The 17,215-nt window shown below is 71.3% G+C and carries 1 protein-coding gene (only partly in view); it reads right to left on the minus strand.

All coding sequences use genetic code 11. The features are described from left to right. The coding region annotated (locus tag GTZ93_RS41900; protein ID WP_161663375.1) for a non-ribosomal peptide synthase/polyketide synthase crosses the window boundary (this coding region is incomplete at its 5' end): on the minus strand, window positions 1-17,215 show 17,215 of its 29,226 nt. The annotated region continues 12,011 nt past the right edge of the window.

Consider the following 17,215-nt stretch of genomic DNA (forward strand, 5'->3'; position numbering starts at 1 on the left):
TTACTTCTTGCCCGCGTCGCGGAGCGCCTTCATCAGCAACTCCGCCACGGACTGGACCACCGGATCGCGTAGCAGCGTGTAGTGGGTGCCCGGCAGGCGATGCGACTCCAGCCGGTCTCCCACGAGCGCCGCCCAGCCACCGTCTCCCGTGCCCGTGTCATCGACGAGCTCTTCCGCCTGGAAGCGCACCACCCGCTGATCCATGGCGGGCGGGTGGTAGCGCCGGGCTGCTTCGAGGTTCGCCTCGAAGACCTGGAAGAGGGCCGTGGCGTCCACTCCGGGTGGCAGCGCGCCGGACCGGGCCGCGGACTCCAGCACCTTCGCGAGTGCCGCTTCAGGCTCCAGCGTCGCCAACTCCGCCGTGTCCACGTCCAGGTCCGCCAGCGACACGCCCATCAGGTCCTGCGCGAACATGCCCACCGCCAGCGTGCGGTCCAGGTCCGGCTCCGAGTCCGACACCGTCTCTGGAACGTACGAGTCGATCATCGCCACCAGCTCCACCGCTTCACCTGCTTCGCGGAGCTGGTGCGCCATCTCGTAGGCGATGACGCCGCCCAGGGACCAACCGCCCAGGAGATACGGGCCGTGGGGCTGGACCCCACGCACCACCCGCACGTAGCTGGCGGCCAGGGCCTCCACGGTGTCCAGCGGCTGATCCGCGCCGTCGAGGCCTCGGGCCTGGATACCGTAGAAGGGCTGATCCGGTCCCAGCCTCCGCGCGAGCTCCGCGTAGGCCAGCACGTTGCCTCCCACCGGGTGCACGAAGAAGAACGGCGGCGCGCTGCCCGTGCCTTCCTTCGTGAAGGGCACCAGCGGGGTGAAGGGCTTCGGCTCGGCCTCTGCCAGCAGGACCGCGAACCGCTCCACGCTGGGGGCCTGGAAGAGCGCCGACAGTGGGAGCTTCCGGCCCATCTCCCGGTGCACCGCCGCCATCAGCCGCACCGCGAGCAGCGAGTGCCCGCCCAGTTCGAAGAAGCTGGTGCGCACGTCCACGGTGGACACGCCCAGCGCCTCCGCCCAGAGCGCCGCGACCCGCGCCTCGACTTCGTTCCTGGGGCCTACGTGGGTCTCGGGGCTCACGGGTCCGTCCACGGGGACGGGCAGCGCCTTGCGGTCCACCTTGCCGTTGGGCGTCAGTGGCAGGACGGGCAGGGCGACATAGGCCGCGGGCACCATGTACTCCGGCAACGAGCGCTGCAGGTGTCCCCGCAGCGTCGCGGTGTCCACCTCTGGCGTTACATACGCCACCAGTCGCGGGAGTCCGGGGACGTCCTCACGCAGCAACACCGTCGCGTCGCGGACGCCCGGAGATGCACGCAGCGCGGCCTCGATTTCACCCAGCTCGATGCGGTAGCCGCGCAGTTTCACCTGGAAGTCCACCCGGCCCAGGTACTCCAGGGTGCCATCCTGCATCCACCGGACCCGGTCGCCCGTGCGGTACATCCGCGCCCCGGGCTCCGTGCTGAACGGATGGGGGATGAAGCGCTCCGCCGTGAGGTCTGGCCGGTGGCGGTAGCCGCGCGCCAGACCCTCGCCCGAGATGTAGAGCTCGCCCGGGACGCCCACGGACACGGGGTTCAGGTTCGCGTCCAGGACATACGCGCCCAGGTTCAGCAGCGGGCGACCGATGACGGGCGTGGACATGGGGCTGCCCTGGATGGGGGCGATGATCGCGTTCACGGTGACCTCGGTCGGACCGTAGGCGTTGAAGGCCCAGGTCCGATCCGTCGCCGTGAGCGTGCGCCACGTCACCTCGTCCATGGCTTCGCCGCCGATGGAGCAGAGGCTCGGCACATGCTCGCGCTCCAGCAGGCCCGCCTCCAGCAGCAGCTGGAACTGCGACGGCGTGGTGTCCAGCAGGTCGATGCGGTGCTGCTCCACCCACGTGAGCATCGCCTCCGGATCCCGCCGCACGGTCTCCGGGACGAGGAACAGGCAGTGGCCGTCCAGCATCAGCGACAGCTGCTGCACCGACGCGTCGAAGAAGTACGGCGCGTTGACGCTGACCCGCAGCGGCCGGGACGACGCCCGGTCGAAGCAGGTTTCGTTCATCGCGCGCCGCAGGTGCGCCAGCGAGCGGTGCTGGATCATCACGCCCTTGGGCGCGCCCGTGGAGCCCGACGTGTAGATGACGTAGGCCAGATGCTCCGGCCGCACGCCCGACCGCGGGTTGCCCGGCGAGGACGACTCGATGCGCCGCGCGTCCGCGTCCAGCCGCACCACGTGCCGCGTCGGCGGCTGCCACGACTCCACCTGCGCCTGGGTGGTCACCAGCACGGCCGCGCCGCTGTTCTCCAGGATGAAGGCCTTGCGCGCTTCAGGTGCCGTCGGGTCGAGCGGCACGTATGCGCCGCCCGCCTTGAGGATGCCCAGGATGGTGACGATGGCCTCTGGCGAACGCTCCAGGCAGAACGCCACCGGCACGTCCGGGCCCACGCCCAGCGAGCGCAGGTAATGCGCCAGTTGGTTCGCGCGCACGTTGAGCTGGTGGAACGACACGGAGGTGTCGCCCATCACCACGGCGGGCGCCTTCGGCGTGCGCGTCACCTGCTGTTCGAAGCGCGCGTGGAAGGGCACGTCGACTTCGAAGGGAGCCGTCTCGCCGCTCCACTCCTCCAGCACCCACTGGCGCTCCTCCGCCGTCAGCAGGGGCAGGCTGTCCACCTTCGCGTCCGGCCGGGTGACGGCGGCTTCCAGCAGTTGGAGGAAGTGCTCCGAGAGCCGGCGGGCCGTGGCGGGTTCGAAGAGGTCCGTGGCGTAGGAGAGGGCGCCCTCGAAGCCCCGCTCCGTGCGGGCCATGCTCAGGTCCAAGTCGAACTTCGTCGAGGGCAGGTCCACCTCTACCGGACGCAGCGTCAGCTCCGGCAGGCGCACCTCTGCTTCCGGCAGGTTCTGGAGCGCGAAGAGGGCCTGGATGAGCGGCGTGCGCGACAGGTCGCGCGCGGGCTGCACCGCCTCCACCAGCCGCTCGAAGGGGATGTCCTGGTGCTCGTATGCGCCCAGCGTGGTGGCGCGCACTTGCGAGAGCAGCTGGCGGAACGACGGGCGGCCGTCGAACCGTGCGCGGAGCACCAGCGTGTTGACGAAGAAGCCGATGAGGCCCTCCGTCTCCGCGTGGCGCCGGCCCGCGATGGACGTGCCCACCAGCAGGTCCTCCTGACCGGAGTACCGGTGCAGCAGCGTCTGGAAGGCCGCGAGCAACAGCATGAAGGGCGTTGCCCCTTCGCGCTGGGCCAGGGCCTCCACCGCTTCGCTCAACGACTGCGACAGGCGCACCGGGAACGTCGCGCCCCTGGCGGAGCGCTGGGGCGGGCGCGGCTTGTCCGTGGGCAATGCCAGCGCCTGCGGGGCTCCGGCCAACTGCTGCGTCCACCAGCCCAGCTGCGCGTCCAGCACTTCGCCCTGGAGCCAGCCGCGCTGCCACACGGCGAAGTCCGGGTACTGCACCGGCAATGGAGCCAGCGGCGAGGGCTGGCCCTGCCGGAAGGCCTCATAGAGCGAGGTGACTTCGCGCACCAGGATGCTCATGGACCAGCCATCGCCGATGGCGTGGTGCAGGCACAGGAGCAACACGTGCTCCTCTTCGCCCAGCTTCAGGAGCGTGAGGCGCGCCAGCGGGCCCACGGCGAGGTCGAAGGGCTTCAGCGCGTCCTCGCTCGCGAGCCGCACCGCCTCCGTCTCTCTCTCGTCGTCGGGCAGGCCCGTCAGGTCCACCACCGACAGGACTCCGGTGGGGGCGGGGTGCACGTGCTGGCGGGGTTCACCGTCGTGCGCTTCGAAGGTGGTGCGGAGCGCTTCGTGGCGTTCCACCAGAGCGTCGAAGGCCTGCTGGAGCGCGGGCACATCCACCGCGCCGGAGAGCCGCAGCGCCGTGGGCATGTTGTAGAGCGCGCTGCCCGGGTCCAGTTGATCGATGAACCACAGCCGCTGCTGCGCGAACGACAGCGGGTGCGGACCGGGCGTCGCGGTGGGCCGCAGCGGTGGCAGGGCGTTGGCCTCCGGTGCATCCGGCAGCCGCTGGGCGAGCGCCGCCACGGTGGGGGACTCGAACAGCGCCCGGACGCCCACGTCTACGCCGAAGCGGGCGCGGATGCGGGAGACCAGCTGCGTGGCCAGGATGGAGTGGCCGCCCAGCTCGAAGAAGTGGTCGTTGCGGCCCACCACGGGCACGTTCAACAGCTCCTCCCACAGCGAGGCCAGGGCCACCTCCGCGGGCGTCGCCGGGGCCTCGTACGAGCGCGCGGCACGCAGCCGCGCCTCCGGTGAGGGCAGCGCCTTGCGGTCCACCTTGCCGTTGGGCGTCAGCGGCAGGGCGGGCAGGGCGACGAAAGCAGACGGAACCATGTACTCCGGCAGGTGCCGGCGCAGGTGCTCGCGCAGTCCTTCCGTGTCGCCGTCCGTCACCACGTAGGCCACGAGCCGCGCGTCGCCCGGCACGTCCTCGCGCACCAGGGCCACCGCGTCACGGACGCCCGCGTGGGTGCGCAGCGTGGCTTCGATTTCGCCCAGCTCGATGCGGTAGCCGCGCAGCTTCACCTGGAAGTCCAGGCGGCCCATGAACTCCAGCGTGCCGTCCGGCCTCCAGCGGCCCTTGTCGCCTGTGCGGTAGAGGCGGGCTCCAGGCTCGGCGCTGAAGGGATCCGGGACGAAGCGCTCGGCCGTCAGGTCCGGGCGGCCCAGGTAGCCGCGCGTGACGCTTTCGCCGGAGAAGCACAGCTCTCCCGGCGTGCCGAAGGGCACCAGGCGCTGCCTCGCGTCGAGAACGTACGCATTCAGGTTCGCGACGGGCCGGCCGATGAAGGGCTCCGTGCGGAGGCTCCCCTGGATGACGACGCCCGCCGTGCAGACCGTGCACTCCGTGGGGCCGTAGCCGTTGAAGACGCGCGTGCGGTCCGTCGCGGCCAGCTTGCGCCACGCCTCCGCGTCCAGTGCGTCGCCTCCCATCATCACGAGGGGTGGCACCCAGGCCCGCTCCAGCATCCCCGCCGCCAGGAGGGGCTTGAGCTGCGCGGGCGTGCAGTCGAACGAGTCGATGCGGTGCTGGTCCAGCCACGCCAGCATCGCCTCCGGGTCCACGCGCAGCGCGTCCGGGACGATGTGGAGGCAGTGGCCGTCGATGAGCTGCACCACGCGGTCCATCACCGCGTCGAAGTACAGCGGCGCGTTGACGGTGACGCGCTGGCCTTTGGGCTGGCCCGCGTAGAAGGCGCGGATGAAGGCCCGGTGCATGTTGAGGATGGTGCGGTGTTGCACCATCACGCCCTTGGGCGTGCCCGTGGATCCGGACGTGTACAGCACGTACGCCAGGTGCTCCGGGCCCGTCAGGGCGGGCGGGGGCTCATGCGAGAGGGCGCCCAGGCCGGTCTGCTCGACGTCCAGCCACACTTCGTGGACGCCGTCGGGGCTCCAGTCCCCGCAGGCGGCTTCGGTCGTGACGAGCGCTGCCGCGCCGCTGTCCTTCAGCACGAAGTCCCTGCGCGCCGCCGGGGCGGAAGGATCCAATGGGACGAAGGCGCCACCGGCCTTGAGCACCGCGAGGAGCGCCACGATGGCCTCCACCGAACGCTCCAGGCACAGCGCCACCTTCACCTCCGGCCCCACGCCCAGCGAGCGCAGCCGCCACGCGAGCTGGTTCGCCCGCGTGTCGAGCTGCCGGTACGTCAGCGACGACGCCTCGAACACGACAGCGGGGGCATCCGGGGTGCGCGCCACCTGCCGCTCGATGAGGCCGTGCAACGTGGCGTCCCGTTCGAAGTCCACCAACTCGCCGCTGCCCACGCGCACCAGCCGCACCAGCTCCTCCGGCGAGACGAGCGACACGTCCGCCAGCGGCAGGTCCGGCGCGTCGCACACGGCTTCCAGCAACCGCCGCAGCTGGGCGAAGAGCCGCTCGATGGTGGCCGTGTCGAACAGCTCCGCCGCGTAGCCCAGGTGGCCCTCGTAGCCGCCCGCCGAGCGGCTCAGGTTCAGGGCCAGCTCGAACTGCGAGGGGGCGTCGCCCTCCAGATGGGCTGGCGCCACGGAGAGGCCGGGCACCGCCAGCTCCGGCAAGGGGGCGTTCTGGAGCGCGAACATCGCCTGGAACAGCGGCGTGCGGCCCAGGTCACGCTCGGGCTGGAGCGCCTCCACCAGGTGTTCGAACGGGATGTCCTGGTGCTCGTAGGCGCCCAGCGTGGTGGTGCGCATCTGCGCGAGAAGCTCGCGGAACGTCGTCCGTGCGCTGAAGCGCCCGCGCAGCACCAGCATGTTCACGAAGAAGCCGATGAGGCCTTCCGTCTCCGCCTGCCGGCGGTTCGCGATGGGCGAGCCCACCAGCACGTCGTCCTGTCCGGACGTGCGCGACAGCACGGCCTGGAACGCCGCCAGCAGCGCCATGAAGGGCGTGGTGCCTTCCGCTTGCGCCAGCGCCTCCACGCGCTCGCTCAGGGCGCGCGGCAGCGACACCCGGATCCGCCCACCGCGCCGATCCGCACCGGCCGCCCGCGGCCGGTCCGTGGGCAGGTCCAGCACGAAGGGAGCCCCGGACAACTGCTGCTTCCACCACTCCACCTGTGCCTGGAGCACGCCGCCCTGGAGCCAGCCGCGCTGCCAGACGGCGTAGTCCGCGTACTGCACTGGCAGCGGGGACAGCGTCACGGGCTGGCCCGTTCGCAGCGCCGCGTAGAGGGCCGTGAGCTCCCGCACGAGGACGCCCAGCGACCAGCCGTCGGACACGATGTGATGCAGGTGCAGAACCAGCACGTGCTCGCGCGCGTCCAGCTTCATGAGCAGTGCACGGATCACCGGCCCGCGCGTCAGGTCGAACGGGCGGAGCGTCTCCGCGTGGCCCTGGCGCTGGGCTTCGGCCTGCTTCGCGGCGCGACTTCCCAGGCCCGTCAGGTCCACGAATTCCAGGGGGACGTGGCCCTCCGGGTGGATGTCCTGTACCGGCTTGCCCGCCTCCATGCGGAAGGTGGTCCGCAGGGATTCATGCCGCGCCATCAGCGCGTCCAGGCTTCCGCGCAATGCTTCCACGTCGAGGTCGCCGGTGAGGCTCAGCGCCAGCGGCATGTTGTAGAGCGGGCTGCCCGGCTCCAACTGGTCCACGAACCACAGCCGCTGCTGCGCGAAGGACAGAGCGGGCGCCAACGTGCGCGACACGGGAACCAGCGGCGGCGCCTGGGTGCGGCGGGCATCCACCAGCCGCTCCGCCAGCGACGCCACCGTGGGCGCGCGGAACAGCTCGCCCAGTGGCAGCTCCAGGCCCAGCGATGAACGGATGCGCGCCACCACCTGCGTGGCCAGCAGCGAGTGCCCACCCAGCTCGAAGAAGTCGCCGTGGATGTCCACCGTCTCCAGATGCAGGACCTCCGCCCAGATGTCCGCGAGCGCCTTCTCCAATGCGCTCCGGGGCGTGGCGGATGCGGGGTCCGCCACACGGGCCTTCGGCGCGGGCAGGGCCTTGCGGTCCACCTTGCCGTTGGGACTCATCGGCAACTTCGGCAGCACCACGATGGCGGACGGCACCATGTAGTCCGGCAGCTGCTTCTGCACGGCTGCCCGCAGCACGCCCGTGTCCAGGCCTTCACCGCTCACCACGTAGGCCACGAGGCGCTTGTCGCCGGGCACGTCCTCGCGCACCACGGCCACCGACTCTTCGACCTCCGGCGACTGGCGCAGCACGGCTTCGATTTCGCCCAGCTCGATGCGGAAGCCGCGCAGCTTCACCTGGAAGTCGGCGCGGCCCAGGAACTCCAATGTCCCGTCACGCAGCCAGCGCACGCGGTCGCCCGTGTCGTAGAGGCGCGCTCCGGGTTCAGCGGCGAAGGGGTGGGGAATGAAGCGTTCGGCGGTGAGGTCCGGGCGCTGGAGGTAGCCCCAGGCCAGGCCGTCTCCGCCCACGTACAGCGTGCCCGGCACACCCGGCGGTACGGGCTGGAGCGTCGCGTCCAGCACCCACGCCGTGGAGTTCGACAGCGGCCGGCCAATGGGTACCGAGCGGCCCACGGTGTCACCGGCGCGCAGCGTGTGCGTGGCGGAGAACGTGGTGTTCTCCGTGGGGCCGTAGCCGTTGACCAGCACGGCGCCCGGGGGCAGCCGCTTCAGGTGTTCACGCACGCGCTCCACGGGCAGCACGTCGCCACCCGCCAGCACCTGCCTCACGCGGGCCAGCGCGTCGCCCTGGTGCAGCACCATCTGCTCGAAGAGGGCGGCGGTGAGCCACAGCGTGGTGATGCCCTCGCGCCGCAGCAGCGCGCCCGTGTCCCCGAGCGACAGCGCGCCCGCGGGGGCCACGACCAGCGTCGCCCCGTTCAGCAGCGCGCCCCAGACTTCCAGCGTGGACGCGTCGAACGCGATGGGTGCCAGGTGGAGGAAGACCTCCTCCGGACCGAAGTGGATGAAGTCCGCGCCGCGCACCAAGCGCGTGATGCCCCGGTGCGGCACGCTCACGCCCTTGGGCCGGCCGGTGCTTCCCGACGTGAACATCACGTAGGCCAGCGCCTCCGAGGACACCGCCAGGTCCAGCGCCGCTTCGGACTGCCTTGCGATGACAGCGGCGTCCGCGTCCAACAGGACCTGGAGGTCCGTGACGGCCGGCAGCTCGTCTGCCACCGCATCCTCGGTCACGAGCAGGCTGACGCCCGCCTCGCGCAGCACCCACGCGATGCGCTCCGCGGGGGCCTGGGGGTCCACCGGCACGTAGGCCGCGCCGGCCTTCAGGATGCCGAGCAGCGCGGTGATGCTCTCGAATGAACGCTCCACGCACAGGCCCACCCGGTGGCCGGGCCGCACGCCCTGACGCCTCAGGTGATGCGCGAGCTGGTTCGAAGCCCGGTCCAACGCCGCGTAGGACATCCGCCGCTCACCGGCTTTGAGCGCCGTGGCGTCCGGAGTGCGCGCGGCCTGCTCGGTGAAGAGCGAGGCCACGGACGCGTCACGCGGGAAGTCGCGGGAGGAGCCGCTCCAATCGGAGAGCAGCCGCTGACGCTCCACCCCGGTGAGCCACGGCAGCCCCGGCAGCCGCGCGTCCGGCGAGCGGAGCGCGGACTCCAGCAGCACCCGCAGGTGCTCGACCATGCCGGCCACCGTGTCCGGATCGAACAGGTCCTGGTTGAAGCCCAGCACGCCTTCGAAGCCGTCCGGCCCTCGAGCCAGCACGCATTGCAGATCGAAGTGGGTGGACTCCTTCAGGTCCTCGCGGGCCTTGAGTGTCAGTCCTGGCAGCGCCAGCTCTGGCATGGGTGCGTTCTGGAGCGTGAACGTCACCTGGAAGAGCGGTGTGCGGCCCAGGTCGCGCTCCGGCTGGAGCACCTCCACCAGCTTTTCGAAGGGGAGGTCCTGGTGCTCGTAGGCGCCCAGCGTGGTGGCGCGCACCGCGTCCAGCAGCTCGCGGAAGCGCTGTGTCCCGCGCATCCGGGTGCGCAACACGACTGTGTTCGCGAAGTAGCCGATCAGCGACTCCGACTCGGCGTGGCGACGGCCCGCGATGGGCGACCCCACGAGCACGTCCTCCTGTCCGGAGTACCGGTGCAACAGCAACTGGAACGCCGTGAGCAGCACCATGAACGGCGTGGAGGACGCTTGCCGCGCGTATGCCTCCACCGCTTCACTCAGCTCCCGCGACAGGACGAGGGGCTGGGAGCTGGCGCGATAGGCCCCCTGAAGTGATGGACGCGGGTGGTCCGTGGGCAGCTCCAGGTAGGGGGCAGCACCCGCAAGCTGGTCACGCCAGTACGCGACCTGCGACTCCAGCACCTCGCCCTGGAACCAGGCGCGCTGCCAGAGGGCGTGGTCCGCGAACTGCACCGTCAGCTCCGGCAACGGCGACGGCTGCTCCGCCGCGAACGCCGCGTAGAGCGCGCCCATCTCCCGCACCAGCACACCGGTGGACCAGCCATCCGTGACGATGTGGTGCGTGTTGAGCAGCAGCACATGCTTCGTGGCCCCGAGCTTCATCAGGAGCCCTCGGAACAGCGGGCCCTGCTCCAGGTCGAACGGGGTGGAGGACTCCTCCCGGGCCAGCCGCGACACCTCCGCCTCTCGTGCCTCGTGCGTCGGGAGCGCGGACAGGTCCGCGTGCCGCAGGGACATGGGGAACGGCGGGTGGATGACCTGCGACGGCGTGCCTTCGCGCGACTGGAACGTGGTGCGCAGCGCTTCGTGGCGGCGCACCAGTTCGTCGAACGCGGCCAGCAGGACGATGACGTCCAGCGAGCCGTCCAGGTCCATCAGGTGCGAGATGCTGTAGGCGGTGCCCGCGGTACCCAGCTGCTCGACGAACCACATGCGCTGCTGCGCGAACGACAGCGGCAGCACGTCCGGCCGTTCCGCGCGGACCAGCGAGGGCAGCGCGGAAGCGGACGCATCCTGCTGCTGGGGCTGTTGGAGCGCGTCGATCCGGCGCGCCAACTCCGCCACGGTGGGGCCTTCCAGCAGCGCCCGCAGGGGCAGCTCCATGCCGAAGCGCGCACGCACTCGCGAGACCAGCTGCGTGGCCAGCAGCGAGTGGCCGCCCAGTTCGAAGAAGCCGTCATGGCGGCCCACCGCCGGGACGCGGAGCACTTCGCTCCACAGCGAGGCCAGCGTCACCTCCGTGGGCGTCGAGGGCGGTTCGATGACGCGCTCGGAGGCCGGGGCGGCCTCTGGCGAGGGCAGGGCGTCGCGGTCCACCTTGCCGTTGGGGGTCTGGGGCAGGGCGTCCAGCACAACGAACGCGGCGGGCACCATGTACTCCGGTAGGGTCCGCCGGAGGTGCTGACGCAGGGGCGCCGTGTCCACCTGGGGCGCGATCCAGGCGATGAGCCGGTCCTCCCGAACCAGCACCACCGCGTCCCGGATGTCCGGGTGCGAGCGCAGCGCGGCTTCAATCTCGCCCAGCTCGATGCGATAGCCGCGCAGCTTCACCTGGAAGTCCAACCGGCCCAGGTATTCCAGCGTGCCGTCCTCGCGCCAGCGGGCCTTGTCACCCGTGCGGTAGAGCCGCGCGCCGGGCTCCGTGCTGAACGGATCCGGCACGAAGCGTTCGGCCGTCAGGTCCGGTCGGCCCAGGTAGCCACGCGTGACGCCTTCACCGCCGAGGCACAGCTCGCCCGGCGTTCCCAAAGGCACCAGTCGCTGGTGCCCGTCGAGCACGTACGCGTTGAGGTTGGCCAGGGGCCGCCCGATGACAGGCGTCTGCTGGGCCGCGTCCTGGATGCGCCAGTCCGCCGCGTCGACCGTGCATTCCGTGGGGCCGTACTCGTTGAACGCCCGTGTGCGGTTGGATGCACGCAGCTGGCGCCAGGAGCTTTCGTCCACCGCCTCGCCACCGACGGAGATGACTCCCGGCACGTGGGCGCGCTCCAGCAGGCCCGAGGCCAGCATGAGCCGCAGCTGCGACGGCGTGCAGTCCAGCACGTCGATGCGCTGGCCCTCCAGCCACGCCACCATCGCCTCCGCGTCCTGCCGCACGTCGTCCGGGACGATGTGCAGGCAGTGGCCGCTCAGCAGCTGGACCACCTGGGCGATGGATGCGTCGAAGTGCAGCGGCGCGTTGACGGTGACGCGCTGTCCCGGTGCCAACCCTGCGTGGAGGCTGCGGGTCAGAGCCTGATGCAAGTTGAGGACCGACCGGTGCTGCACCATCACGCCCTTGGGCGTGCCGGTGGAGCCCGACGTGTAGATGACGTAGGCCAGGTTCGCCGGGCCCGCCGCCGGCGGCAGGTTCTCAGCAAACCTGTCCGACTGTCCGACAGGTTCGCTGGCCTCGGCTCCCGACGCGGCCTTCCCAAACCTGTCCGACTGTCCGACAGGTTTTGCGTCCAGCCGCACCAGGTGGGGCACCTCCGGGCGCCACGCTTCTTGCAGGGCCCGCGTCGTCACCAGCACGCTCGCGCCACCATCCTTGAGGACGAACGACCTGCGAGCCGCAGGCGCAGCCGGATCCACGGGCACGAAGGCGCCTCCGGCCTTGAGGACCGCCAGCAGCGCCACGATGGCCTCCGCCGACCGCTCCAGGCACAGGCCCACCGTCACCTCCGGGCCCACTCCCAGCGACCGCAGGTGCCAGGCGAGCTGGTTCGCCTGCGCGTTGAGCTGGCGGAAGGTCAGCGTCGTCCCGCCGAACACCACGGCGTGTGCGTCCGGCGTCGCGGCGGCCTGGCGTTCGAAGCGCGCATGCAGGGTGGCGTCGCGCTCGAAGTCCATTGCTTCGCCGATGCCGGTGCGCAGCAGCCACGCGCGGTCCTCCGCGGGCAGCAGTGACACGTCCTCGATCCGGGCGTCCGGCTGGAGCAATCCCTCCAGCGCTTGCCGCCACTGGCCCAACACCCTCTGCATGGCGTCCGCGTCGAAGTGGCCCGCGTCGTAGACCAGCTGCAACTGGAGTTCTTCGCGCGGTATCACGGTGGCCGACAGCGGGTAGTTCGTGCTGTCGCCGAACTCCAGGTCGCGCAGGTCCATCGCGGTGAAGCGGCGCAACACCGACTCGTCGAACGGGTAGTTCTCGAAGACGAACAGCGACTGGAAGAGCGGCTGTCCTCGGGGGATGTCGCTCCAGCCATGCGTCGAGACCAGCGGCGAGTACTGGTGCTGCTGGATGCCCAGCAGCTTCGCCTGGAGCGCCTGGAGCCACGGCAGCACGGGTTCGCCATCACCGGGCAGCGTGATTCGTACCGGCTGCGTGGTGATGAGCAGGCCCAGCATGGCGTCCGCGCCCGGCAGCTCCGGCGGACGGCCCGCGAGCGTCGTTCCGAAGAGCACGTCTCGCGTGTCCGCGTGGCGCGCCAGGACCAGCGCCCAGGCCGCCTGCGTCAGCGTGTTGAGCGTGAGCTGATGCCGCCGCGCGAAGGACTCCAGCGCGGTGGTCATTGGCGCCGGCAGCGTCACCCTCACGTCGGGCCGCTTCTCGGACGTGCTGGGCCGCACCAGGGACGCAGGCCGCGCCGAGGGCAGGGGCGTGGGCGCCGACAGGCCCGTGAGCTGGTCTCGCCAGAAGCGCTCGTCTTCCACCAGATCCCGGCGGTCCAACCACGCGATGTAGTCGCGGAACGGAGGCCGGCCCATGGGCGGCGGTGGCGTCCCGGCGTGGACGGCGTCGTAGAGGGCGAAGACCTCCTGGAAGAACAGGCCCATGCTCCAGCCGTCCATCAGCAGGTGGTGGTGGCTCCAGAGGAAGCGCCAGCGCGACTCGCCCAGGCGCACCACCGTCATCCGCGACAGCGGCGCCCGAGACACGTCGAAGCCGCGCGCACGGTCCTCCGCCGTGAGCTTCGCCAACGCGGCCGGCTGTTCCGCCTCTGGCAGGTGGCGCCAGTCGTGGACGATGAACGGCAGCGTGGCTTGCGAGTGCACCACCTGGAGCGGCGACTCCAGGCCCTCCCACACGAACGCGGTGCGCAGGATGGGGTTGCGGTCCACCGCCGTCTGCCACGTCCGCTGGAGCAGCGCGATGTCCACGTCCGAGTGGCTCGACCACCCGGCCTGCTCGAAGTAGTAGGCCGCCTCCGGATCATTCAGGGCGTGGAAGAGCATGCCCTCCTGGAGCGGGGACAGCGGGAACACGTCCTCCACCGTGGGGCCCTGCGCCGCCAACACCGCGTCCAGCGCGGCCTGGGACAGGCGGGCCAGCGGGAAGTCGCCGGGAGTGCGCCGCCGCGCGTCCTCTGAATGGCGCTGGGCGATGAGCTCGCGCAGCACTCCGAGGAAGCGCTCCGCCAGCGTGCGCACCGTCGCCTCGTGGTGCTGCTGGTGGCTGTAGCCGAACGTCATCCGCAGCCGGCCCTGGAGCACCGATCCGTCCACGGCCAGCGCGTGCGGCTGCAAGGCCCGGGGCTCCACGATGGGACCCACCGGCTCGTCGCTCAGGGTGAAGAGCGTGCTGGCGGCGGCCGTGCCGTCCAGCTGGCCCAGGTAGTTGAACGACACCTGCGCCTTGGGCAGCGCGGCCAACCGGGCCCGCGTCTCCGGAGGCCCCAGGTGGCGCAGCAGGTTGAAGCCGATGCCCCGGCCGGGCCACGCCTTCAGCGAGTCCCTCACGGCGCGCAGCCCTTCACCCAGCGAGCCACTCGACGGCAGCCGCAGCAGGGCCGGCGCCACGGACGTGAACCAGCCTACGGTGCGCGACACGTCCACGTCCGCGAACAGTTCTTCGCGGCCATGACCCTCCAACTCGATGAGGACGTCCGGCTTCCCCGTCCATTCTCCCAGCGTCCGCCCGAGCGCGGTCAGGAGCACGTCGTCGATTCGCGCCCGCCAGCCGGTGGGCGTCTCCTGGAGCAGCTGTCGCGTCTCTTCCGCATCCAGCTCCACCGAGACGCTGCTTCGAGACGCGTACGTGTACGGACCCGGACCATCCACGGGCAGCGGGGCCACGTCGCCGCGCATCGCCTCCCGCCAGAAGGATTCCTGCTCGCCCAGCACTTCCGACAGGGCGTGCTTCTCCAGCCGCTGCGCCCAGGACAGGAACGACGTCGTCTTCGCGGGCAGCGCCGGAGCGCGGGCGGACTGGAGCTGGAGGTACGCCGTCTCCAGGTCCTCCACCAGGATGCGCCACGACACCGCGTCCACCACGAGGTGGTGGATGATCAGCAACAGGCGCTGCGGCTCACCGGCGCCGAAATGGAACAGCGCCACGCGCACCAGCGGCGGTGTCGCCAGGTTGAAGTCCGCCTGGAGGCGCGCGGCCTCCCGCTCCATCCCGGCGGCCCGGGCCTCTGGAGGCAGCATCGACAGGTCCACCTGGAGGAGCACGGGCGGAGCGGACCCAGGGGCCACGCTCTCCTGGCGCCACGTGCCGTCTTCGGCGTGGACGTAGCGCAGGCGCAGGGCGTCGTGGTGGGCGACGAGCGCCTGGACCGCCCGCTGCAACAGGTCGTGCTTGAGCGGCTGACGGGTCTTGAGCAGCAGGGCGTGGTTGAAGTGGTGCGGGTACGTCGGCTCACGCTCGAACAGGTCCACCTGGATGGGGGTGAGGGGCACGTCGCCCACCACCGGGCCCTGTTCCGCGAGGGTGGCATCGCCGTCGCGGGCCACGGCCGCCAGCGCGCCCAGGGTGGGGTGCTGGAACAGGTCCTTCACCTGCAACCGCACGCCGGCCTGCCGCGCCTTCGCCACCACCTGCAGGCTGATGATGGAGTCGCCGCCCAGCTCGAAGAAGTTGTCGTCCAGGCCCACGCGCTCCACGCGCAGGACCTGCGCCATCACCTGGGCCAGCGCCTGCTCCCTCGGGGTGCGCGGCGCCACGTATTCGCGGCGTGAGGCGCGCTGTCCCTCCGGCGCGGGCAGGGCCTTGCGATCCACCTTGCCCTGGGCCGTCAGCGGGAGCGACTCCAGCAGGACGAACGCCGACGGCAGCATGTAGTCCGGCACCCGCTGGCGCATGAAGTCGCGCAGCACCTCCGGCTCGGGGGCGGACGGGGCGACGACATACGCCACCAGGCGCTTGTCGCCGGGCACGTCCTCGCGCACCACGGCCACGGTCTCGCGCACGTTCGGGTGAGCACCCAGCGCGGACTCGACCTCCGACAGTTCGATGCGGAAGCCGCGCACCTTCACCTGGTGGTCCGTGCGGCCCAGGAAGTCCAGCGTCCCATCCGCGCGCCACCGGGTCAGGTCGCCCGTGCGGTAGAGGCGCTCACCGGGCCGCGAGGAGAAGGGATGCGGAATGAAGCGCTCCGCGGTGAGGTCCGGCCGGGAGATGTAGCCGCGCGCCAGGCCCTCGCCGCCGATGTGCAGTTCGCCGGGGATGCCCGGGGGCACCGGCTGTCCGCGCGCGTCCAGCACGTACAGGTCCGTCCTCGCGATGGGCCGGCCCAGGGGCACGGGGGCGTCCACGCGCGCCGCTTCCGTCATCACGTGCGTGGCGGAGATGAGCGTCGCCTCCGTCGGGCCGTAACCCGCGGTCACGACGAGGCCCGGATGCGCCTCCAGCACCTTGCGCACGTGCGGCGGGGAGACGACGTCGCCGCCCACCAGCAGCTGGCGCACGCCCGTCAGGGCCTCCGGCTTCAGGTCCGCGACCTGCGTGAAGAGGCCCGCGGTGAGCATCATCGAGGTGACGCCATGGCGCTGGATGACCTGGGCCAGCACGTCCAGGTCCGACGGCGACGTGGGCGGGAACATCACCAGCCGTCCGCCGTGCAGCAGCGGTCCCCAGATCTCCAGCGTCACCGGGTCGAAGGAGATGGGCGCCAGCTGGAGGAACGTCTCGTTCGCGCTCATGCGCGCGAACGCCGGGTGGTGCAGCAGGCGCATCACCGCGCGGTGATCCACCGCGACGCCCTTGGGGCGCCCGGTGCTGCCGGAGGTGAAGTCCACGTAGGCCAGATGGCGCGAGTCCGCGCCCGCCACCACCGGCGCCGTGGGCAGATCCCGGGCGGCTAGCTCCTCCACGAAGACGGACGGCAGCTCCAGCGGCAGGGGCACCGCCGCGCGCAGGGCTCGAGTGGTGAGCAGCACCTTCGCGGGCGCGTCCTCCAGCATCGCGGCCAGCCGAGGCGCCGGGTAGCTGGGATCCAACGGCAGGTACGCGCCCCCCGCCTTCACGGCGGCGAGCAGCGCGACGACGAGATCCAGAGAGCGCTCCAGGCACACCGCCACCAGCACGTCCGGGCCCACGCCGTGCTCACGCAACACGTGCGCCCACTGGTTCGCCCGCGCATCGAGCTGCGCGTACGTCAGGCGCTCGCCGCCGGACTCCACCGCGACCGCGTCCGGCCTCGCCGCGGCCTGCCGGGCGAAGAGGTCCGGGATGCGCGCGTCCTGGGGGAAGTCCTGGAAGGTGTCGTTCCACTCCACCAGCACCCGCTGGCGCTCCGCCGCGTCCATGAGCGGCAGCAGGGCAACGGGCGTCTGGGGATGGGCCACCACCTCGCGCGCCAGACTCACCATGTGCCGGGCCAGGCGCTCCATGGTGGCCGCGTCGAAGAGGGCGGTGGCGTACTCCATGCCGCAGTTGAAGCCGTCCTTGACCTCCACGACCTCCATGCCCAGGTCGAACTTCGCCGTGCCGGTCGGCACTTCCACCGGGGTCAGCTCCAGCGACGACAGCCGCCCCTGGACCTCCGGCATGTTCACCACGTTGATGCTCACCTGGAACAGCGGCGTGCGGCTCAGGTCGCGCGGCAGCTCCAGCGAATCCAGCACGCGCTCGAAGGGAGCGTCCTGGTGCGCGTAGGCCTCCAGGGCCTGGGTGCGCACGCGGCCCAGCAGCTCCACGAAGGACGGCTGGCCAGACAGCCTCGAGCGGAAGGGCAGG

Source organism: Corallococcus exiguus, from assembly GCF_009909105.1.
Taxonomy (GTDB): Bacteria; Myxococcota; Myxococcia; order Myxococcales; family Myxococcaceae; genus Corallococcus; species Corallococcus exiguus.